Genomic DNA, 20,019 nt, shown 5'->3' with positions numbered 1-20,019 from the left:
CCCGACGCGGCCTTCGACGCCGCCTTCTCCTCCGAGAGCTGATCTGTCAGCCGGCTGACGGGTAGCCCAAGGGGGGACACCTCCGGGGGCTACCCGTCCGTCCGGTGGAGCCGCCTACCGATCAACGCCATGCGGCGATGAGGTTGTCGGCGTTCCACACCAGGTCAGCGCCGATGGTGCCGTCGGTGCCGGACAGGGAGACCACAACGAGACCGCTCGTACCGGTCTCGAAGCCAGGCACCTGTAGTGCGTCGCGACGCAGCGCGGCCAGGTCGTGGCCGTCGAACGGCGTGCCGAGCCACTTGATCGAGCCCGCGAACAGCACCCGTCGTGCCACCGGCGCCCGATCCGCTCCCACCAGATCCACTTCCGGGGAGAACCGGCGGTTCCACCATCCGCCGACGGTCTCCGCGTCGGGCCAGGGCAGTTCTCCCGCCGCGGCCGCCATGCCCAGCGCATCTCTGACGACCGGTTCGACGGCCCGCCCTCTCAGGCTCGCCCAACGTCGCTGCACGAGCCGGAACGCGAGATCGGGCCGCCCACGATGCGAATGTTCCGCTGCGGCGCGCAGGACGCCCAGGTACATCCGCAGATTGTGGTCGCGGATGCGGTAGAGCGCCGGCTTGCCGGCCTGGACTGACAACGGTTCGTCCATCGCCAGGACACGCTTCTCCTCGGTGAGCCGGCGAAGAAGAGGAGAGAGCGACCCCGACTGCACAGGCCCCTCGCGCCCACCCGCCGTCGCGGCGATGGCGGCGTGTGTCCTGTCACCGCTGCCGACCGCCTCCAACACCCGGCGCGCCTGATCGGGTGAGGGAAACTCCGCGAGAAGGACGGATTCGGGCACGCCGAACAAGGCGGACGCCGGGTCCTCGCACTCCTGCCGGATGAACTCCTGCGTGGGAGTGCCGTGCGGCCAGGCCCGCAGGATTCCGGGCAGCCCTCCACTGGTGAGGTATGCGTCGATCGCGTCACCGCCGGTAAGACCGAGGGCGTCGGCGGTCTCCGCGGGATCCAGCGGGTCGAGCGCCATTGTGTCGGCGCGACCGTAGAACGGGCGGTCGTAGGCGGTCAGCCGCTCCATCATGTGGAGGTCGCTGCCGAGCAGGAGCAGGAGAACGGGCTTGGCCGACAGGAGTCTGTCCCAGGCCGTTTGCAGCGCGCCGTCGAACAGGTCGTCCTGTTCCGCGAGCCAGGGCATCTCGTCGAAGACGACAATAGAAGGGGCCAAGGGGATCGCCGTGTGCAGCACCCGAAACGCCTCCGGCCAGCTTCCGCTGGAGACGTGGACGACTTGTTCGGGGTCGGCGGGCAGGCACGACTCCTTGAGTTCGGCGCAGAGCGCCCCAACCGCCTCGACCGGCGACATCCCCTTGGTCGCGGTGAAGAAGAGGTACGGCACTTCAGCCCGGTCGCAGAACTCTTGAACGAGCCGGGACTTGCCGACCTGGCGACGTCCCCTGATGGCCATCGCGGAGCCGGCGCCGGTCCGGCGGACCCGGTCGAGGCGCTTGGTCAAGGCAGCCAGCTCTCGTCGCCTGCCGATGAAAGGAACCGCACTCACTCTGACATTATGTAGATTGTATCTACGTAGATGCAATCTACACACAACGGCCTCTGTGGGTTTCAGACGGGCCGGCGGGGTGGGAGCAGGGCGTTGACGCGGTCGGAGCCGGGCCAGACGTAGGGGAGGTCGTCGGGCTCGCCGGGGAAGAGCGGGCCGTAGAACCCGGGGTCCTTGCGCAGCAGGGCGGAGCGGTGGCTGAGGTGCAGGGCGGGATCGCCCAGCCACGGCGGCAGCTCGCCCGCCTCGGCGAGGGCCGTCTGGGGGCGGGGCGTCTCGATGCCGCGGCAGCCGAGCAGTTCCCTGGTCATCGTCCCGGCGCAGGTGTCGGCCCGGCCCATGTCGCACCACGCCGCGACGATCTCCAGGCCGTATCGGACCAGCGCCTCCTCGTATCCAGCCCACATGTGGGCGACGGGATGGTGCCGCCAGCCGTACCCCGGGATGGTGAGCGTGCGCAGGACCTGCAGCGCCTCGACCCGCTGCTTGCCCAGGCGGAGCGGGTCGAGCACGCGTGCGGAGGCGGTGAAGTCCGGGTACGGCAGGAACGTCTGCATGTCGCCGACCGGGGTACCCGTGACCGCCGGAGATATCCCCTCGGACGGGGAGATCTCAGTCGAACAGCACGATCTGCCGGAGCACCTCGCCGCCGCGCAGGGCGGCGACCGCCTCGTTCAGGTCGCCGATCCTGATCCGCGCGCTGATCATGCTGTCGAGGTCGAGTCTGCCCGCCTTGTAAAGGTTCACGAAGCGGGGGAAGTCCCTGCGGACGTCGGCGCCGCCGTACAGCGAGCTGAGGATGTTCTTGCCCTCGAACAGCAGGCCGAAGGCGTTGAGGGGCACCTGGTCGTCCACGGCGCCCGCGCCGACGACGATGACGTCGCCGCCGCGCCGGGTCGCCCGCCAGGCCGTCATGATGGCCGCCGACTTGCCGACCGCCTCGAAGCCGTGGTCGAAGCCCTGGCCGCCGGTGAGGGCGCCGATCGCGTCCGTGAGCCGGTCGGGGGTGCAGGCGTGGGTGGCCCCCACCTTCAGGGCGAGCGCGTGCTTGGACTCCAGTGGGTCGATCGCGAGGATCGTGGTCGCGCCGGAGATCCGGGCCCCCTGGATCACCGACAGCCCGACGCCGCCGCACCCGACCACGGCCACGGTCGCCCCCGGGCGCACCTTCGCCGTGTTGAGCACGGCGCCGACGCCCGTGGTGACGCCGCAGCCGATCAGCGCCGCCACCTCGTACGGCACGTCGGGGTCGACCCTGATCGCCCCCTGCCAGGGCACGACGATCTCCTCGGCCCAGGTGCCGCACCCGGCCATACCGAACGCCGGGGTGCCGCCGCCGAACCGGAAGCGCGGCTCGGCGAAGCCCTTCATCATGTAGGTCATGCACAGGTTCGGCTGCCCGGCCAGGCAACTCGGGCAGTCGCCGCAGGCGGGTGTCCAGTTGACGATGACGTGGTCGCCCGGCCGGACCGTGGTGACGCCGTCGCCCACCTCGACCACCTCGCCCGCGCCCTCGTGCCCGGGGATGATCGGCAGAGGCTGGGGGAGCACGCCGGTCAGCACCGACAGGTCGGAGTGGCAGACGCCGGTCGCCCGCACGCGCACGCGCACGTCGCCCGGGCCCACCGGCGTCAGCGTGATGTCGTCGCGGATGTCCAGCTTCTCGTCGCCGACCGCGTGCAGGATCGCGCCGCGCATGGTGACAGGCACGGTCACTCGTCCACGAGGGACAGCGCGGCCTTCGGGCAGGACCGGACCGCGTGGCGGACCCGGTCGAGCAGCTCGGCGGGCGGCTCGGGCATCAGCACCCAGAGGTTGTCCTGGTCGTCGACCTCGAAGACCTCGGGAGCCAGACCCATGCAGACGGCGTTGGCCTCGCACGCCTCGTAATCCACAACGATCTTCACGACGCGTCCTCCTCATCGGGGGCCCGGGTAGGGTGCCCGTCATGGTAACTCCGATGCCCCTTCCGCTGCGCCGTGCCGCCGAGGAGGCGCGCGGCTTCATGCCGCCCGCCGAGGGCGAGGCGCTGTACGAGACCGCCGCGACGTACGGCCTGCGGGGGCCGGTCTGCGAGATCGGCACGTACTGCGGCAAGTCGGCGATCTATCTGGGCGCCGGGGCGCGGCAGGCGGGGACGGTGGTCTTCACCGTGGACCATCACCGGGGATCGGAGGAGATCCAGCCCGGCTGGCCGCACCACGACCCCGACCTGGTCGACGCGCGGACCGGGCGGATGGACTCGCTGCCGTTCTTCCGCGACACGATCGCCGCCGCCGGCCTGGAGGACGAGGTGATCGCGGTCGTCGGCGAGTCGGCGACGGTCGCCCGGTTCTGGGCCACGCCGCTCGCCGTGCTGTTCGTCGACGGCGGCCATTCGGAGGAGCCGGTGACCGCCGACTACGAGGGATGGGCGCCGCACGTCATGCCGGGCGGCGCGCTCGTCTTCCACGACATCTATCCCGACCCCGCCGACGGCGGGCAGGCGCCGTACCACGTCTATCTGCGCGCGCTGGAGTCCGGCGCCTTCACGGAGGTGCGGGTCACCGGGTCCCTGCGGGTGCTGGAGAAGAGCTCATCAAGCGCAGTGTGATCGGGCGCAGTGTGATCGGGCGCGGTGTGATCAGAAGCAGGCTGATCAGGCGCGGGCGCGCTCGCAGCCGCACTCGCCGGTGACGCGGGCCTCCCGGCCGCCGGCGTCGCGGAAGATCCCCGAGCCGGGGGTCGCGTGGGCGAGCGCATCGGCGGCGAGCACCACCGCGGCCGCCGTGTAGCCCGACCGCTCGTCGGGGAAGTGCCGCTCGTTCACGAACTGCCAGCCGGTCCAGTAGGCCCCGTCCTCGTGGCGCAGGTGCTGCATGTCCGCGAACACCGTCAGTGCGCGGTCCGGCAGCCCGGCGGCGTCGAGCGCGAGCGCCAGCTCGCACGACTCCGCGCCGGTCACCCACGGCTGGTCGGAGACACAGCGCGCCCCGAGGCCGGGTTCCACGAAGGTGTCCCATCCCAGGTCGAACCGGCGTACGGCGTCCACCCCGCGTACGGCGCCGCCGAGCACGGGGTAGTACCAGTCCATCGAGAACCGGCTCTTGTCGGCGAACGCCTCGGGGTGGTGGGCGACGACGTGGCCGAGCCGGTCGGCGGCGAGCTCCCAGTCGGGCTGCGGGTCGCCCAGCCGTTCGGCGAGCAGCGCCCCGCACCGCAGGCCCTGGTGGATCGACGAGCACCCGGTGAGCAGGGCGTAGTCGGCCGGGCGGCCCTCGGCGTCGCGCTGCCAGAGGATCTCGCCCCGCGTGGTCTGCAGCCCCATGACGAAGCCGAGGCCCCGGACCACCGTCGGCCACATGGCGCGGGCGAAGTCCTCGTCGCCGGTCACCAGCAGGTCGTGCCAGACCCCCACCGCGATGTAGGCCGCGTGGTTGGACTCGCCGGCGGCCTCGGCGGGCCGCCCGTCCCGGATCCGCATCGGCCAGGAGCCGTCCGGGCGCTGATGCCGTACGAGCCAGTCGTAGCCCCTGCGGGCCTCCTCGCTCAGCCCGGCCACGGTCAGCGCCATCAGGCACTCGATGTGGTTCCAGGCGTCGATGTGGCCCTCGGGCCAGGGCACCCCGCCCTCGTCGTCCTGGATGGCGGCGATGCTCTCGGCCGTACGGAGGACCTGGTCGGCGGTGATGATCCCGGGAACGTGCGGCAGCCGCCTCATGCGGGCTTCCGGACGTAGACGACCACGCTCTTGCCGATCAGGGGGTTGAGCACGGCCTCGGCCAGCCGGGTGGCGAGGGGGCGCTTCATGATGTCCCAGACGAGAAGCTCGTGGTACGCCTTGGCGAGCGGATGCTCGTCGTTCTTCACTCCGACCGCGCACTTGATCCACCAGTACGGCGTGTGCAGCCCGTGCGCGTGGTGGTGGCCGCCGACCTCCAGGCCCGAGGCCTTGAGCTTCGCCTGGAGCTCCGCCAACGTATAAATCCGGATATGTCCGCCGGGGGTGGTGTGGTAGTCCTCCGACAGCGCCCAGCAGACGCGCTCGGGGAGGAAGCTCGGCACCGTGATCGCCGCCCGGCCGCCGGGCTTGAGCACGCGTACGATCTCCCGCATCGCGGCCATGTCGTCGGGGATGTGCTCCAGCACCTCGGCGGCGATGACGCGGTCGAAGGAGGCGTCGGGGAACGGCATGTCGAGGGCGTCGCCGACGACGGTGTCACCGGTCGCGCCCGCCGGCACCTCGCCCTCCTTGTCCATGGCCGCGAACATGGCCGCCACGCTCTCCATCTCGGCGGCGTCCATGTCGAAGGCGGTCACGTCGGCGCCGCGGCGCAGCACCTCGAAGGCGTGCCGGCCACCACCGGCCCCGAGGTCGAGGACGCGGTCACCCGGTCCGACCGGCAGCCGGGCGAAGTCGACGGTCAGCACTCGGTGCCTGCCTTTCGTGGGTGGCGCTGCGTGGGGTGGCGCTGCGTGGGGTGGTGCCGCGTGGGGTGTGCTTCGGGGGCCGGGGAGTCACCGCGAGGGGGTGTGAGCGGCGATGGCCTCGTGGTAGGCCTCGACGGTGCGCCGGGCGACGACCGGCCACGCGTAGCGCTCCATCACGCGGTCGTAGCCGCGGCGGCCGTACTCCTCGCGCTCCCGCGGGGAGTCGAGCAGGCGGCGCAGCACGGCGGCCAGCTCCTCCGGGTCGCCCGGTGCCACCTGGATCGCCGCGTCGCCGACCACCTCGGGCAGGGCGCCCGTACGCGAGGCGACCAGCGGGGTGCCGCACGCCATGTGCTCGACGGCCGGCAGCGAGAAGCCCTCGTACAGGGAGGGGACCACCGCCACCTCGGAGGTGGCGATCAGCTCGGCCAGCTCCTCGTCGGGGATGCCGTGCACGAACCGTACGCGGTCGTGCAGCGACAGCTCGCCGACGAGCTGTTCGGTGGGCCCGCCGGGGGTGGGCCTGCTCACCACGGTCAGGTTGACCTCCCGTTCGGTGGCGAGCTTTGCCACGGCCCGCAGCAGCGTCGCGACGCCCTTCATCGGGGAGTCGGCGCTGGCCACGGCCACGATCGAGTTCTCCCGCTTCGGCAGTTCCGGCCGGGGGTGGAAGAACCGCGTGTCGACGCCGAGGGGGATCAGCCGCATGTTCGACTGCGGCACGTTGAAGTCGCGGTGGATGTCGGCGAGGGACGACTCGCTGACGGTCAGGATCGGGCTGAGCCGGGGGGCGACGACGCTCTGCATGCGGACGAATCCGTACCAGCGGCGCATCGACAGCCGCTTCCATCCCTTGGCGGCCTTCAGCTCGATCCGCCGGTCGACGCTGATGGGGTGGTGGATGGTGCCGACCACGGGGAGCAGCTTCTGGATGCCGAGCAGGCCGTACCCAAGCGTCTGGTTGTCCTGGACGACGTCGAAGTCGCCCCGCCGCTTCCTGAGCTCGCGGAAGGCACGGAGGCTGAACGTCAGCGGCTCGGGGAACCCGGCCGTCCACATGGTGGCGACCTCCAGCGCGTCGATCCAGTCGCGGTATTCGGCGAGCTTCGGCGTGCGGAACGGGTCCTCGTCGCGGTAGAGGTCCAGGCTGGGGATCTTGTTGAGGATCACGCCCTCGTCCAGCTCCGGGTAGGGCTGGCCGGAGAAGACCTCGACGTGATGGCCCAGGGCGACGAGCTCACGGCTGATGTGGCGTAGGTACACCCCCTGGCCGCCGCAGGTGGGCTTGCTGCGATAGGACAGCAGCGCGACTCGCAGCCTCTCCGCCAAGAGGCACCCCTTTCCAGTCGTGCCCCCGTGGGGCTGCTGCCAGGAACACTACCATTTGACCTTATCTAGGGTGATGTGAGGTGGAAGGGGTCCTCGCTCGACCCTCACCCTCCCCGACCTGGGGTGTTAGGTTACCCGAACGAGATTCGGTGTAACGCGTTCTACTACCGGCTATGTGGGTGAGGTCGGGCAGGGCGGTACATTCGCCTCTCATAGGCCGAGTTGGGTGGTATGAGGAGGATCCGTTGGCCAGGCGTGCGCTGATCACCGGCATCACCGGTCAGGACGGCTCCTATCTCGCCGAGCACCTGCTGCGTGAGGGATACGAGGTCTGGGGGCTGGTCCGCGGCCAGGCGAACCCGCGCGTGCCGCGCGTGCGCCGGCTCCTGCAGGACGTGCGGCTCGTGCGGGGCGACCTGCTCGACCAGGGATCGCTGATCTCCGCGGTGGAGAAGGCGCAGCCGGACGAGGTCTACAACCTCGGGGCCATCTCGTTCGTGCCGATGTCGTGGGAGCAGGCCGAGCTCACCGGGGAGGTGACCGGCATGGGCGTGCTCCGGGTGCTGGAGGCCATCCGCGTCTGCTCGGGGATCACCGCCTCACGCGGCTCGTCCGCGCGGCAGATCCGCTTCTACCAGGCGTCGTCCTCCGAGATGTTCGGGCAGGTGAGAGAGACGCCGCAGACCGAGCGCACCCCCTTCCACCCGAGGTCGCCGTACGGCGTGGCCAAGGCGTACGGGCACTTCCTCACGCAGAACTACCGCGAGTCGTACGGGATGTTCGCGGTGTCGGGCATCCTGTTCAACCACGAGTCGCCCCGGCGCGGGGCGGAGTTCGTCACCCGCAAGGTGTCGCTCGGCGTCGCGAGGATCAAGCTCGGCCTGGCGTCGGAGCTGCGCCTCGGCAATCTGGAGGCGCGCCGCGACTGGGGCTTCGCGGGCGACTTCGTCCGGGCCATGCACCTGATGCTGTCGGCCGCCGAGCCGGAGGACTACGTCATCGGCACCGGGCGCACGCACTCGGTGCGCGAACTGGTCGAGGCCGCCTTCGGCGCCGCCGGGCTGGACTGGGAGCGGCACGTCGTCTGCGACTCCTCCCTGCACCGGCCGGCCGAGGTCGACCTGCTGTGCGCGGACCCGAAGAAGGCCCGCACCCAGCTGGGCTGGGAGCCGACGGTGTCGTTCGAGGACCTCGTGGCGATGATGGTCGAGGCCGACCTGCGCCTCCTCGCCGACGGCCGCGATCCCGAGCAGGACAATCCCTCCTGGCCGTGACCGTGCCATGACCGGTGACAGGACCGTCCCGCCCGGGACGGCGCGGTTCTGTCGGTGCGCTCTGGTACGACAGACGCATGGGTGTGAGCGTCGAGGAGTTCCTGGGCATGCTGGACCGGCTGCCCGAGGTGCGGCAGAGCGAGGGGGGCGACTGGGTCGCCTTCAAGGTGCGCGACAAGGGGTTCGGCTACCTCTGGGAGCGGACCCGGACGGTCGGCCTCAAGGCCACGATCGAGGAGCAGATCGCGCTGGTGGCCGAGCGTCCCGAGGTGTTCGAGCCGCAGTTCACCGCCGGGCGGTTCGGCTGGGTCGTCGTCCACCTGGAGGGGATCGAGCCGGACGAGCTGTTCGAGCTGGTCACCGAGGCGTGGTGCCTGACCGCGCCCAAGGCCCTCGTCGAGGCATTCGAATGACGCCCTGTTGAACTGGAACCCGTTCCAGCCCGATTGCGGGGGCAGGGTGAATACGGGGGCGGCGGTGAATACAGGGTCGGGTGAATACGGCCGACGGTGAATATCAGAAGCCGGCGAGCAGCCGCTCGGCGGCGAGTTCGATCCGGTGCTGGATCTGCTCGTAGGTTCGCCGTCCGCGCAGCATCTCCAGCAGCTCCTGCACCCACACGCCCACCAGGGACGCGGTGAGGGCGAGCTGATCGTCGGGAGGAAGGTCCGCGGTGTGGCCGCCGGCGGCGACGCGCAGCACCAGGCTCGCCATCCGGTCGCCGAACGGCGCCTCCACCTCCGCGATGATCAGGGAGCGGATCAGCGCGTCGGCCAGTTCCGGCTCGCGCATCAGCCCCCGGGTCGCCCGCATCAGCACGTCGACCGCGCGGCCGGCGGGCTGGGCGGCGGTTGGGGGCCGCCGCTCGATGCTGGACTCCAGCAGGTCGATCTCCTCGCCCACGACCGCCACGACCAGGTCCATCTTGGAGGGGAAGTAGCGGTAGAGCGTTCCCAGCGCGACGCCCGCGCGTTCGGCCACCGTGCGCATCTGCATCGCCTCGACGCCCCCGCGGGAGGCGAGGGCCGCGGCCGCCTGCACGATCCGCCGGCGTCGCTGGTGCTGGCTCCGGGCGCGGACTCCGGGGGTGGCCGGAGCCGGATGCGCGCCCGTGCCGGAGGGCGCGTCGGGGCGCGGCGGCGGGACGTCGGCGACCACATGCGAAGTGCGCATGGGAACACGCTATCCGACTCCCGCCCGTCCAGGCTGGTTACCCGCCAGTCGCGAAAACGCCGGGATTTCGCGAAATGTAATCGGTTCTACTTCGCTGTCCCGAGCGGGGAGGTCAGTGCGTGACGATCGTCGGCACGGTGAAGAAGACGACCAGTGCGATTATCAGGCAGATCAGGAAGCCGACGGCCTCCCACAGCCAGTCGTAGTGCCGGTCGCTCTTCTTGCGCGACCCCTTCCCCGCAGCCCTGGCACCGGCCTCCCCGGCGTTCCCGGTGCTGCCGGCCTTCTCCTTGGCGCTGCCGGCCTTCTTGGCGCCGCCGGTGTTCGTGTGCTTCTTGGCCGTGCGCTTGCCGTCCTTCCGCCCGGGCGCGACCGGCGAGGAGGCAGGGACGGCAGCAGGGACGGCGGCTGGGGAGGCGGCAGCGGCGGCCGGTGCGGTAGCCGATGTCGATGTAGTGGCCGATGCGGTGTCAGGCGCCGGGGTGGGGTCCAGGGCCTCGGCCTCCGCCTGAGGCGCCTCGGGGGCTCCCCCCTCGCGGAACGCCGCCGGATACTCACCGGTGAGTGCTGTGTCCTGGGAGACGTCGCGCGAGGCGCTTGCGGAGACCGCCGGGGAGACGTCCTCGCGGAATGCCGCCGGATACCCGCCGGTGAGTGCCGTGTCCTGGGAGGCGTCGTGCGAGGTGCTCGCGGAGACCGCCGGGGGGACGTCCTCGCGGAACACCGCCGGATACCCGCCGGCCGGATCCTCGACCCGCTCCTCAACCTGCGGGAATTCGACCTGCGGGAACCCGGTCGCTGGGAACTCAGCCTGTGGGAACTCAGCCTCCGGGAACACGACCTGCGGGATCGCGGCGCTCTCGGCCGGGGGGAACGCGTCGGATGGGGTGGAAGGTTCGGGGTGCTCGGACTGCCAGAACTGCCCGGACGGCCCGGATGCCTCGGGCGGCGAGGCGGCCTCTGTCGCGGGCCGTGGGTCCGGCTCAGCGGCGCCGGCCGTGGGCTGAGGAGCCGACTCGTCGGCTGGCTTGGGGGGCGCCTCGCCCGGGGCGGCGAAAGCGTCGAAGGGTTCGGCGGAGCGGAGCGTCTCGAACAGGAGCGTGTGCGCCGCGTCGAACGGCTCGCCGGGCCTGGAGGCGGTCGCCGGGTCCGCAGGGGTGAAGGCGTCGAAGGACTCGCCGGTCGGGAGCGGACTGACGGGCGTGAAGGCGTCGAAGGACTCCCCGGGCGGGAGCGGACCGGCGGGCGTGAAGGCGTCGAAACCGCGCCGTTCGCCCGGCACCTGTCCCGGTGCCTGCCTCTGCGGATCATCCGCGAAGACGGCGTGGCCGGGCAGTGGATCGGCGGATGGTGACTCGGCGGATGGTGACTCGCCGGGCGGTGGGTCGGCGGGCCGGGCCACGCCGGGAGGAGTCGCGGGAGCGAAGGCGTCGAACGGGTCGGCCGGTTCGGCTGGGCGGAAGGCCTCGAACGGCTCAGCGTCCGACCGCTCGGCGTCGAAGCCCTCGGAGCTGAACCAATCGACGTTGGACCTGTCTGCGGCGAGGCCCTCGGCACCCACAGCCGTCGCATGACCCGCGTGTCCCACCGAGCCCGCCGACTCCGGAACGCCGAAGCCGGACGGCTGTGACAGGTCCTGCGACGGCGGCTGTGACAGGGCCTGGGACACAGCCTCGGGCAGGGCCTGAGACGGGAACTGCGGGGAAGCCAGCGGCTCCACGGGCGCCGCCAAGGACTCCTGCGCCGGGCTTTCCTGCGCCCGGGTCTCTGCCGGTGTCTCCTGCTCCCGGGTCTCCTGTGATCGGGGCTCGGGCCGGGTGGCGCGCTTCCTGCGCAGGCGGCCCTCGGTGAGCGAGTTGAGCAGCGCTCCGCGCAGCCGGGGCATGGGCTCGGTCGTCGCCTCGTGCTTGGCCTTGCGCCGGGACTCCTGGGGCGTGATGGCCTCGGTATTGACCACGCAGGTGTTGGTGACCTGGTCGGGGTCGCTCAGCGGCAGCGGCCAGGTCGGTGTGGTCGGCCACAGCCTCTTGGTGACAAGCCCCCCGGACCGAGCCCCCGACTGCTCCGCCGCCTGCTCCGGACCGGCCTCGGACGAGTCGCCGGGCTCCTCGTACGGCAGCGCCGCCAGCACCCGGTTGCGTACGGAGGCGGACGGGTGACGCCAGGGCAGCCGGGCCAGCACGTCGGCGATGGGGGCGACCCCGATGGCGTCGTACACCTCCGCGACGGGGGGAGGCACGAACGGCGCGGACCTCGCCGCGGCGACCGCCGTCGCCAGTGTCTGGGTGAAGCGGCGCCTCGCTCCGGCGGCGAGCTCCTCCGCGGTGTCGCCCGCCACGTCGAGCACCAGCGACAGCTCGGGCGGCGTGAGGCCGCAGACCTCCGACAGCAGCAGGACCTCCCGCTGGTGCGGCCGGATGTCGCGGAACACCCGCTCGATCAGCGCGGTCGCCGGGTCGGCGACGGAGTCCACGGCGGGCAGCGCGTAGCTGACGTCCCGGCGGTAGATCTCGCGGCGGGCCAGCGCGTACAGCACGGCGCGCGAGGGGGGCTCGGGGGTGGCCGGAGTGGTGGTGAAGACGGCGACCACGGCGTCGGCCGCCGAGGCGGTCTCGCCGAGCTGGTCGTGGCAGTAGGCGAACAACCCCGCGGCGTGACGCTCGAAGAGCTCGGCGATCAGCTCGCTCCTGGAGCGCTGACCGGTGAGCGGTGAAGTCACGACCGGCTCCTCAAGGGTTCGTGGCTGGTCCCTACGGGAGGAACGGAGCGGAGGGACAGGAGAGGCGTGAGAGTAATCATGCCAACACATCGGCGCACCACGCATCAGGAGATGCCCTATTGATAGATATTCAGGCCCGGATCTCGCGAGTATCTCCATAGGCTGACTGCCGGGCTGACGAACGCGGTGGGGGCCGCCATGATTTCCGGGGAGCTGACGGGGAAGAGCGAAGGCGCCTCCGGTGTTGCCTTGATCGCACACTCTTTCGAAGGGCAGATACGGCGTGATCACATTCGAAGGTGTCACCAAGCGCTACCGGGACGGGACGGTGGCCGTGGACGACCTGAGCCTCGAGGTGCCCACCGGTGCGATCACCGTGTTCGTGGGCCCCTCCGGCTGCGGCAAGACCACCTCGCTGCGGATGATCAACCGCATGATCGACGCCACCTCCGGGCGTATCGCCCTCGACGGCCAGGACGTGCGGGAGATCGACCCGCCCACGCTCCGGCGCGGCATCGGGTACGTCATCCAGCAGGCGGGCCTGTTCCCGCACCGCAAGATCGTGGACAACGTCGCGACGGTGCCGTACCTGCTCGGCTGGAACAAGAAGAAGGCCCGTGCCCGGGCGATGGAGCTGCTCGAACTGGTCGGGCTCGACGCGGGCCTCGCGAACCGTTATCCCTTCCAGCTCTCCGGCGGCCAGCAGCAGCGGGTCGGCGTGGCCCGGGCGCTCGCGGCGGACCCGCCGGTGCTGCTGATGGACGAGCCGTTCAGCGCCGTCGACCCGGTCGTGCGGGCCAGCCTCCAGGACGAGTTGCTCCGCCTGCAGTCGGAACTGCGCAAGACGATCGTGTTCGTCACCCACGACATCGACGAGGCGGTCAAGCTCGGCGACACGGTGGCCGTCCTGCGCGTCGGCGGGCGGCTGGCCCAGATGGCGGGCCCGGCCACGCTGCTCACCGAGCCGGCCGACGACTTCGTCCGCGGCTTCCTCGGGCGTGACCGGGGCATCCGGCGGCTGTCGTTCATCTCCGCCAAGGAGGTGCGGCTCGGCCCGGCGCCGCCCGACCTCGTGACCGACGGGGACGGCAGGCCGCTCGGCTGGCGGACCGGCGACGGCCTCGCGGCGTACGGCACCTTCGACCCCGAGACCGACTCGCTGCGGGCGGCGCTCGACGCGGCGCTGCTGTCGCCGAACGGCGTCGCGGTCGCCGTGGACGAGGAGGGCCGCGTGCGCGGGGTGGCCGGGCGGGACGCGATCGACGACCTGCTCGCCGAGTACGCGCCGCCCGTCAGGGGCGCCGGCTCCGCCGCGGCCGAGGAGGCGCCCGCGTGATCGAGGAGCCCCTGGTCCGCTGGGACTGGATCGCGCGCAACTGGGACAGCGGAAGCCCCTCGGCGATCAGCACGCTGCTGGAGAACCACGTCGTGACGGCCTTCCTGCCGGTGCTGCTCGGGCTGGTGGTGGCGCTGCCGCTCGGCCTGGCCTGCGCTCGGTGGCGGTGGCTGTACCAGCCGACGGCGGCGCTGATGAACGTGACCTACTCCCTGCCCTCCCTCGTCCTGTTCTCGATCTTCCTGTCCGTCACCGGGCTCACCCGTGCGACCGTCGTCATCCCGCTGACGTTCTTCGCCCTGGCGGTCCTGATCCCCGCCGTCGTGGACGGGCTGGCCTCGGTCCCCGATCCCGTACGGCAGTCGGCCGTGGCGATGGGCTTCCGGCCCGCGCGCCGCCTGCTCCGGGTCGAGTTGCCGGTCGCGGTGCCGGTGGTCCTCGCCGGGCTGCGGATCGCGACCGTGTCCAGCATCAGCCTGGTGAGCGTGGGCGCGCTGATCGGCCAGGGCGGGCTCGGCAATCTGTTCATCGACGGCTGGCAGCGGCAGTTCTACACGCCGATCGTGGTCGGGATCGCGCTCATCGTGCTGCTCGCGGTGCTCGCAGACGGGCTGCTCGTGCTCGCCCAGCGGCTGCTGACCCCCTGGTCCCGGGCAAGGAGCGCGGCGTGAAGGGGGGCACGGCGTGAACTGGCTGGCCGACTTCTTCGGCGACGCGGCGCACTGGTCCGGCCCCGACGGCATCCCGGCCCGGCTGCTGGAGCACCTCGGATACTCGGCGGCGGCCTTCCTCGTCGCGGCGCTGATCGCCGTGCCGCTCGGCATGCTCATCGGCCACACCGGCCGGGGCGCGCTGCTCGTCGTCGTCGCGGCGAACGCCGCCCGGGCCCTGCCGACGCTCGGCCTGCTCGTGCTCGTCGTGCTGCTGGCCGGGGTGGGGACCGTGCTGCCGGTGCTGGTCCCGCTGATCGTGCTGGCGGTCCCGCCCATCCTGGTCAACACGTACGAGGGCCTGCGCGGCGTGGACGCCGACCTGCGCGACGCCGCGTACGGCATGGGCCTGCGCGGGCGGCAGGTGCTGTTCCGGACGCTGACGCCGGTCGCGCTGCCGCTGATCCTGCTGGGACTGCGCCTGTCGGCCATCCAGGTCGTCTCCACGGCCACCGTCGCGGCGTTCGTCGGCCTCGGCGGGCTCGGCCGGTTCATCATCGACGGCCTCGCCACCAAGGCGTACTCCAGCGTGATCGGCGGCGCGGTCCTGGTCGCGGCCCTCGCGCTGGCCGTCCAGTTCGGCTTCCTCCTCCTCGACCGGGTGGTCGTCTCGCCGGGAGTCCGGCAGACCCGCTAATCTCCGTATTATCTCCCAGAAATGAAGGGTTTTTCCTTATGAGGCGTATGTTCGGCGTCGCGGCGGTCGCCCTGACCACGGCGCTCACATTGTCGGCCTGCGGGGGGTCCGACCCGCTCACCACCGCGACCGCGGCCCCGGCGGCCTCCGGGTCCGGCGGCGCGGCCGCCGCCAAGGTGGTCGTCGGCTCCTTCGACTTCCCCGAGAGCGTCCTGCTCGCCTCGATCTACGCCCAGGCACTCAAGGCCAAGGGCGTCACGGTCGAGGAGAAGCCCAACATCGGCAGCCGCGAGGTGGTCTACGACCAGGTCAAGAGCGGCGGCCTGACCGTCCTGCCGGAGTATGCCGGGTCGCTGCTGGCGTTCATCGACAAGTCGAGCACGGCGCGGACCAAGGACGACATCCTCTCCGGGCTGAAGGCCAAGCTGCCGCCCGAGCTGGAGATCCTGGAGCCCGCCGCGGCCGAGGACAACAACTCGCTCACCGTCACCAAGGCGACGGCCGACAAGTACAAGCTCGCCACGATCGAGGACCTCGCGAAGGTCTCCAAGGACTTCACGGTCGGCGGCCCGCCGGAGTTCAAGGACCGCCAGGAGGAGAACTTCAAGAGCGTCTACGGCCTGGAGTTCAAGCAGTGGAAGCCCACCGGGGCCACCACGGCTGACGCGATCAAGAGCGGCACGGTCCAGGTGGGCAACGTGTTCACCACCGACCCCAAGATCGTGCTGAACGACCTCGTGCCGCTGCAGGACAACAAGAACGCCTTCGGCTCGGAGAACGTGACGCCCCTGGTCCACAAGGCCGAGGCGAACGAGACCGTGGTCTCCACGCTCAACGCGATCTCCGCCAAGCTGGACACCGAGACGCTGGTCTCGCTGATGAAGCGGATCGCCGTCGACAAGGACGACCCGCCGGCGGTCGCCAAGGACTGGCTGACCCAGAACGGTCTCGTCTAGGTGAGTCCTGAGTGAGTCCGGTGCAGGGGCTGTTCACCGAGGCCATGCGGCAGCTCGCCGCGGGCGTCGCCGTGGTGACGGTGAAGGACGACCGTGACGACCTCGGCACGACGGTCGCGACCCTGATGTCGGTGTCGCTCGATCCGCCGCTCGTGCTGGTCAGCCTCGACTCGGCCGGATATCTCGCCGAGGTGCTCCTGCGCCGGGACCGGTGGGCCGCCAGCCTTCTCGCGGACGGCCAGCAGGCGGTCGCCTCCCGCTTCGCCGCCGCGGGGCGGCCGGGGGCGCGGCTCCTGCTGGCCGGGGCCGCCCACCACCGCGGCGAGCACAGCGAGGCGCTGGTGGTGGAGGGCGGCGTGGCGGCGATCGAGGCCGAGACGACGCAGGTCGTCCCGGCCGGTGATCACACGCTGTTCGTCGGCGCGGTGCTGGGCGTCGACTACGTCGACGCCGCCAAGCCTCCGCTCGTACGGCTGCGCTCCCGCTACCGGATGGTCCAGTAGCCCGGCAGCGCGAGCGGGCCGTACGCCGGGAGGCCGAGCTCCCCGGCGAGCCGGGCCAGCGGTCCCCACGCCTCCAGGCGGATCCGGGAGATGGCGGCCGACCTGTCCTCGCTGGACTCCGCCGGCCGCAGCCGCTCCAGCGGGTGCATGCGGGGATAGGTCCGCACCGGGGCGGCGGTGGGGAGCCCGGCCCGGCGGCGGGCCATGGCGAGGGCGTCCTCCAGGCCGCCGAGCTCGTCGGCGAGGCCGGCCGCCCGGGCGTCGGCGCCGGTCCACACCCGGCCCTTGGCCAGCTCGTGCGCCCGCTCCCTGCTCAGGCCGCGGCCGTCGGCCACCTTGCCGACGAAGTCGTCGTAGATGCGGTCGAGCCAGGCGTTGACCCGCTCCCACTGCGTCTCGGAGAACGCGGTCGTCGGCGAGAACATCCCGGCGTTGGCGCCCTCGGCGACCGACTCCGTCGCCACGCCGAGCTTGCCGAGCAGCTCACCGACGACGGGCTTACCGCCGAACACGCCGATCGAGCCGGTCAGCGTGCCCGGCTGGGCCACGATCACGTCGGCGGCCATCGACACGAAGTAGCCGCCGGAGGCGGCCAGGTCGCCCATCGACACGATGACCGGCTTGCCCGCCTCCCGGGCCAGCACGACCTCCCGCCAGATGGCGTCGGAGGCGACGTACGAGCCGCCGGGGCTGTCCACCCGGAACACGATGGCCTTGACCTTGTCGTCCCGCCGGGCCGCGCGGAGGGCGGCGCAGACGGTGTCGGAGCCCATGGCCCCTCCGCCGCCGAGGGGAGACCTGCCGCTGCGCCCGAGGCGGATCATGCCGGTGCCGTGCACCAGGGCCACGGTGTCGGCGCCGGGGTGCGGCAGCTTCCCGGACAGCGCGCTCTTGGCGTACCGGGACACGTACAGCAGGTGGGCGCCGTCCTCGACGGTCTCCGCGTAGACCTCGTCGCGGTACTTGAGCCCGTCCACGAGCCCGGCCTCGACGGCCTCGGCGCCGATGAACGGGCCCTGGTCGATCAGCTCGCGCACCCGCTCGGGGGTGAGCCGGCGCGCCTCGGCGATGCCGGCGGTGATCTGCTCGGTCACCGACTCGGCGATGCGGGCCGCCGACTCGCGGTGCGCGTCCGTCATGTGGTTCTGGGTGAACATGTTGGCCGCGGTCTTGTACTCGTGCCGCTGGCCGAGCTGATACTCCACCCCGGCCCTCGCGAGCGCGTCACGCAGGAAGCGCTGCTCCAGCGCCACCCCGGTCAGGCCGACGTCGCCGGAGGGCTGGAGGTAGACCCGCTCGAAGGCGCTGGCCAGATAGTACGGAACCGTCCCGGCGCCGAACTCCCCGAAGGTCTCGGCGAACGCGACGGTCGGCTTGCCCGCCGCGCGCAGCTTCACGACGGCTTCGCGCAGTTCCTGCACCATCCCCAGGCCCAGGGGGTTCCCGCCGATCTTGACGATGAGCGCGGTGACCCGGGGGTCCTTGCGGGCGCGGCGCAGGCCCGACAGCACCTCCGCCAGGCGCGGCTTGCGCATCGACAGCAGGGCGGTGACAGGGTCGGCGGGCGGTCCCTCGGACAGCCCTTCGGTCAGGTCCAGCTCCAGCACCAGCGGCCCGGTGCGGCGCTGCCGCAGCTTGGCCACGGTCTCAACGATCGTCCTCGACGCGTCCATAAATGCCACCATAAGCGACGGTTTTGGCCGGTATGCCCCGACGGTCAGGGCCCCCGCGTGAGTGTGGCACGCGGAGGCCCCGATCGGTGCGAAGTGGTTACCTCAGGCCGCTCGACATCGCGGTGATCAGTTCGCCGTTGGCGGTGTCACCGCTGAACTCCCAGAAGAAGGCCCCGCCCAGACCCTGGTTCTTGGCGTAGGTCATCTTGCCGCCGATGGTGGCGGGGGTGTCGTAGCTCCACCAGTTGGAGCCGCACTTGGCGTACGCGGTGCCGGCGACCGTGCCGGTGGCCGGGCAGCTGTTCTTGAGGACCTTGTAGTCCTCGATGCCCGCCTCGTACGTGCCGGGCGCGGCGCCGGTGGCGGTGCCGCCGGGGGCCGACTGGGTCACGCCGGTCCAGCCGCGGCCGTAGAAGCCGATGCCGAGCAGCAGCTTGCTCGCGGGCACGCCCTTGCTCTTCAGCTTCTGGATGGCCGCGTCGGAGTAGAACCCGGCGGTGGGGATGCCCGAGTAGGAGGTCAGCGGGGAGTGCGGAGCCGTCGGGCCCTGGGCGGCGAAGGCGCCGAAGTAGTCGTAGGTCATCACGTTGTACCAGTCGACGTACTGCGCCGCTCCCGCGTAGTCGGCGGCGTCGATCTTGCCGCCGTTCGTGCCGTCCGCGGTGATGGCGGCGGTGACGAGATAGCTGGAGCCGAACCTCGCGCGCAGGGCCGCCATCAGGTTCTTCAACGCCGCCGCGCCGCTGGAGTCACAGCTCAGGCCGCAGGCGTTCGGGTACTCCCAGTCGATGTCGATGCCGTCGAACACGTCGGCCCAGCGGGGGTCCTTCAGCAGGTTGTAGCAGGAGTTGGCGAACGCGGTGGGGTTGGCCGCGGCCTGGGCGAACCCGCCGGACCAGGTCCAGCCGCCGAAGGAGTAGAGGACCTTGATGTTCGGATACTGCGCCTTGAGCTTGCGCAGCTGGTTGAAGGCGCCGCGCAGCGCGCCGGCGTCCCAGGTGTCGGCCTTGCCGTCCACGCTGTTGGCCGTCGTGTAGGCCATGTCGTAGTCGGCGTAGGAGTCGCCGATCGCGCACTGGCCGTTGGTCACGTTGCCGAACGCGTAGTTGATGTGGGTGAGCTTGGCGGCCGAACCGCTGGTCACGATGTTCTTCACGAAGTACTGGCGGCCGTAGACGCCCCAGTCGGCGAAGTAGCCCAGCACCTTCTTGCCGCCCGGCGGCGGTGTGACGGTCGGGGTGACCGTCGGCGTCACGGTGGGCGTCGCGCTAGGGCTGGGGCTCGGGCTCCTCGTGGGGCTCGGGCTCGGGGAGGGGCTCCTCGTGGGGGTCGCGCTCGGGGAGGGGGACGAGGTGGAGCCGCCCGGCAGGAGCTTCCACAGGGCCGGCACGATCGGCGGCTCCCACCCGGTCAGGGAGGTGTGCGCCTGGATGCACTCGTAGTCCTTGCCGGCGTACGTGACCCGGGCGCCGACGGCGTACCAGGTGTTGGGGGCCCAGGCCGCGTAGGCCAGGGTGACGACTCCGGCCTTGGGGGCGGTGGCGGCGGTGCTCGTGGCGACGGTGGCGGAGGCGGTCCCGATCGCGAGCGGCGCGAGCAGCGCGGCCCCGGCGATCATGGACCCGAGGAGGATCTTTCGCAACGGAAACTCCCGGTCTGGGGGGATAAACGATAGGAAAGTTTCCTATTAGTTGGCAGCGTAAGCACCGATCGCCGGAGGGTCAACGCCCCTGCG

19 protein-coding genes are annotated in these 20,019 nt (G+C 71.4%); 8 read left to right on the top strand and 11 right to left on the bottom strand.

Going from position 1 to position 20,019, the window contains the following annotated elements; all coding sequences use genetic code 11:
- Nucleotides 1–121 precede the first annotated feature (121 nt).
- The 4 genes from Mam01_RS20495 to Mam01_RS20480 all read right to left on the bottom strand — a co-directional run bounded on the left by Mam01_RS20495 (nucleotide 122) and on the right by Mam01_RS20480 (nucleotide 3,471).
- The gene (locus Mam01_RS20495; protein ID WP_204286857.1) at nucleotides 122–1,564 is read right to left on the bottom strand and encodes an AAA family ATPase; all 1,443 of its coding nucleotides are present in this window, start codon (nucleotides 1,562–1,564) and stop codon (nucleotides 122–124) included.
- 62 nt (nucleotides 1,565–1,626) lie between these two features.
- Nucleotides 1,627–2,121, bottom strand: coding sequence for an MSMEG_6728 family protein (locus Mam01_RS20490; protein ID WP_204286856.1), 495 nt, complete (start codon nucleotides 2,119–2,121; stop codon nucleotides 1,627–1,629).
- A 55-nt stretch (nucleotides 2,122–2,176) separates the two neighbouring features.
- Nucleotides 2,177–3,280 (bottom strand): Zn-dependent alcohol dehydrogenase, encoded by a 1,104-nt coding sequence (locus Mam01_RS20485; RefSeq protein WP_239101462.1) that lies wholly within the window; start codon nucleotides 3,278–3,280, stop codon nucleotides 2,177–2,179.
- Nucleotides 3,277–3,471: a ferredoxin gene (locus Mam01_RS20480; RefSeq protein ID WP_204286855.1), complete on the bottom strand. Its 195-nt coding sequence runs from the start codon at nucleotides 3,469–3,471 to the stop codon at nucleotides 3,277–3,279. The genes Mam01_RS20485 and Mam01_RS20480 overlap by 4 nt, the downstream gene beginning before the upstream one ends.
- A gap of 41 nt (nucleotides 3,472–3,512) precedes the next feature.
- Between Mam01_RS20480 and Mam01_RS20475 the strand changes: the two genes are divergently transcribed.
- Nucleotides 3,513–4,157, top strand: coding sequence for a class I SAM-dependent methyltransferase (locus Mam01_RS20475; RefSeq protein ID WP_204286854.1), 645 nt, complete (start codon nucleotides 3,513–3,515; stop codon nucleotides 4,155–4,157).
- A 45-nt stretch (nucleotides 4,158–4,202) separates the two neighbouring features.
- On the opposite strand, the gene Mam01_RS20470 is transcribed toward Mam01_RS20475, so the two are convergent.
- The 3 genes from Mam01_RS20470 to Mam01_RS20460 all read right to left on the bottom strand — a co-directional run bounded on the left by Mam01_RS20470 (nucleotide 4,203) and on the right by Mam01_RS20460 (nucleotide 7,303).
- Nucleotides 4,203–5,264: a prenyltransferase gene (locus tag Mam01_RS20470; RefSeq protein ID WP_204286853.1), complete on the bottom strand. Its 1,062-nt coding sequence runs from the start codon at nucleotides 5,262–5,264 to the stop codon at nucleotides 4,203–4,205.
- Nucleotides 5,261–5,974: a class I SAM-dependent methyltransferase gene (locus tag Mam01_RS20465; protein ID WP_150935526.1), complete on the bottom strand. Its 714-nt coding sequence runs from the start codon at nucleotides 5,972–5,974 to the stop codon at nucleotides 5,261–5,263. Before Mam01_RS20465 ends, Mam01_RS20470 begins: the two co-directional genes overlap by 4 nt.
- A gap of 87 nt (nucleotides 5,975–6,061) precedes the next feature.
- Entirely contained in the window at nucleotides 6,062–7,303 is a 1,242-nt protein-coding gene (locus Mam01_RS20460) for a glycosyltransferase family 4 protein (RefSeq protein WP_204286852.1), read from the bottom strand.
- A gap of 245 nt (nucleotides 7,304–7,548) precedes the next feature.
- Here Mam01_RS20460 and Mam01_RS20455 point away from each other — a divergent pair, with 245 nt between their 5' ends.
- The gene (locus tag Mam01_RS20455; protein ID WP_150935524.1) at nucleotides 7,549–8,577 is read left to right on the top strand and encodes a GDP-mannose 4,6-dehydratase; all 1,029 of its coding nucleotides are present in this window, start codon (nucleotides 7,549–7,551) and stop codon (nucleotides 8,575–8,577) included.
- A 77-nt stretch (nucleotides 8,578–8,654) separates the two neighbouring features.
- Entirely contained in the window at nucleotides 8,655–8,990 is a 336-nt protein-coding gene (locus tag Mam01_RS20450) for an MmcQ/YjbR family DNA-binding protein (RefSeq protein ID WP_150935523.1), read from the top strand.
- Between the two features lie 103 nt (nucleotides 8,991–9,093).
- On the opposite strand, the gene Mam01_RS20445 is transcribed toward Mam01_RS20450, so the two are convergent.
- Together Mam01_RS20445 and Mam01_RS20440 are read right to left on the bottom strand one after the other, a co-directional pair.
- Nucleotides 9,094–9,750 (bottom strand): TetR family transcriptional regulator, encoded by a 657-nt coding sequence (locus Mam01_RS20445; protein ID WP_204286851.1) that lies wholly within the window; start codon nucleotides 9,748–9,750, stop codon nucleotides 9,094–9,096.
- 112 nt (nucleotides 9,751–9,862) lie between these two features.
- Nucleotides 9,863–12,469, bottom strand: coding sequence for an RNA polymerase sigma factor (locus Mam01_RS20440; RefSeq protein WP_204286850.1), 2,607 nt, complete (start codon nucleotides 12,467–12,469; stop codon nucleotides 9,863–9,865).
- 283 nt (nucleotides 12,470–12,752) lie between these two features.
- On the opposite strand from Mam01_RS20440, the gene Mam01_RS20435 reads away from it, so the two are divergent.
- From Mam01_RS20435 to Mam01_RS20415, 5 genes are read left to right on the top strand one after another with little or no spacing between them, the layout of a single operon-like run.
- Nucleotides 12,753–13,805, top strand: coding sequence for an ABC transporter ATP-binding protein (locus Mam01_RS20435; protein WP_204286849.1), 1,053 nt, complete (start codon nucleotides 12,753–12,755; stop codon nucleotides 13,803–13,805).
- On the top strand, nucleotides 13,802–14,476 hold the full coding sequence (locus tag Mam01_RS20430; protein ID WP_204286848.1) for an ABC transporter permease: 675 nt from the start codon (nucleotides 13,802–13,804) through the stop codon (nucleotides 14,474–14,476). The genes Mam01_RS20435 and Mam01_RS20430 overlap by 4 nt, the downstream gene beginning before the upstream one ends.
- Before the next feature lie 13 nt (nucleotides 14,477–14,489).
- Nucleotides 14,490–15,152, top strand: a complete 663-nt coding sequence (locus Mam01_RS20425) for an ABC transporter permease (RefSeq protein ID WP_204286847.1) — start codon at nucleotides 14,490–14,492, stop codon at nucleotides 15,150–15,152.
- 38 nt (nucleotides 15,153–15,190) lie between these two features.
- Nucleotides 15,191–16,108 (top strand): ABC transporter substrate-binding protein, encoded by a 918-nt coding sequence (locus tag Mam01_RS20420; RefSeq protein ID WP_204286846.1) that lies wholly within the window; start codon nucleotides 15,191–15,193, stop codon nucleotides 16,106–16,108.
- Nucleotides 16,109–16,152: 44 nt separating this feature from the next.
- Entirely contained in the window at nucleotides 16,153–16,611 is a 459-nt protein-coding gene (locus Mam01_RS20415) for a flavin reductase family protein (protein WP_204286867.1), read from the top strand.
- Here Mam01_RS20415 and sppA read toward each other — a convergent pair.
- Together sppA and Mam01_RS20405 are read right to left on the bottom strand one after the other, a co-directional pair.
- Nucleotides 16,593–18,284 carry a signal peptide peptidase SppA gene (gene sppA / locus Mam01_RS20410; RefSeq protein ID WP_204286845.1) on the bottom strand — a complete coding sequence of 564 codons (1,692 nt, stop codon included), beginning with the start codon at nucleotides 18,282–18,284 and terminating at the stop codon, nucleotides 16,593–16,595. The two genes, Mam01_RS20415 and sppA, sit on opposite strands and share 19 nt — an antisense overlap.
- A gap of 97 nt (nucleotides 18,285–18,381) precedes the next feature.
- Complete coding sequence (locus Mam01_RS20405; protein ID WP_239101460.1) at nucleotides 18,382–19,926, bottom strand: glycosyl hydrolase family 18 protein; 1,545 nt, start codon at nucleotides 19,924–19,926, stop codon at nucleotides 18,382–18,384.
- Nucleotides 19,927–20,019 lie beyond the last annotated feature (93 nt).

This window comes from Microbispora amethystogenes (assembly GCF_016863015.1).
GTDB classification, from domain to species: domain Bacteria; phylum Actinomycetota; class Actinomycetes; order Streptosporangiales; family Streptosporangiaceae; genus Microbispora; species Microbispora amethystogenes.
This window is presented reverse-complemented; position numbering and strand designations above follow the sequence as displayed.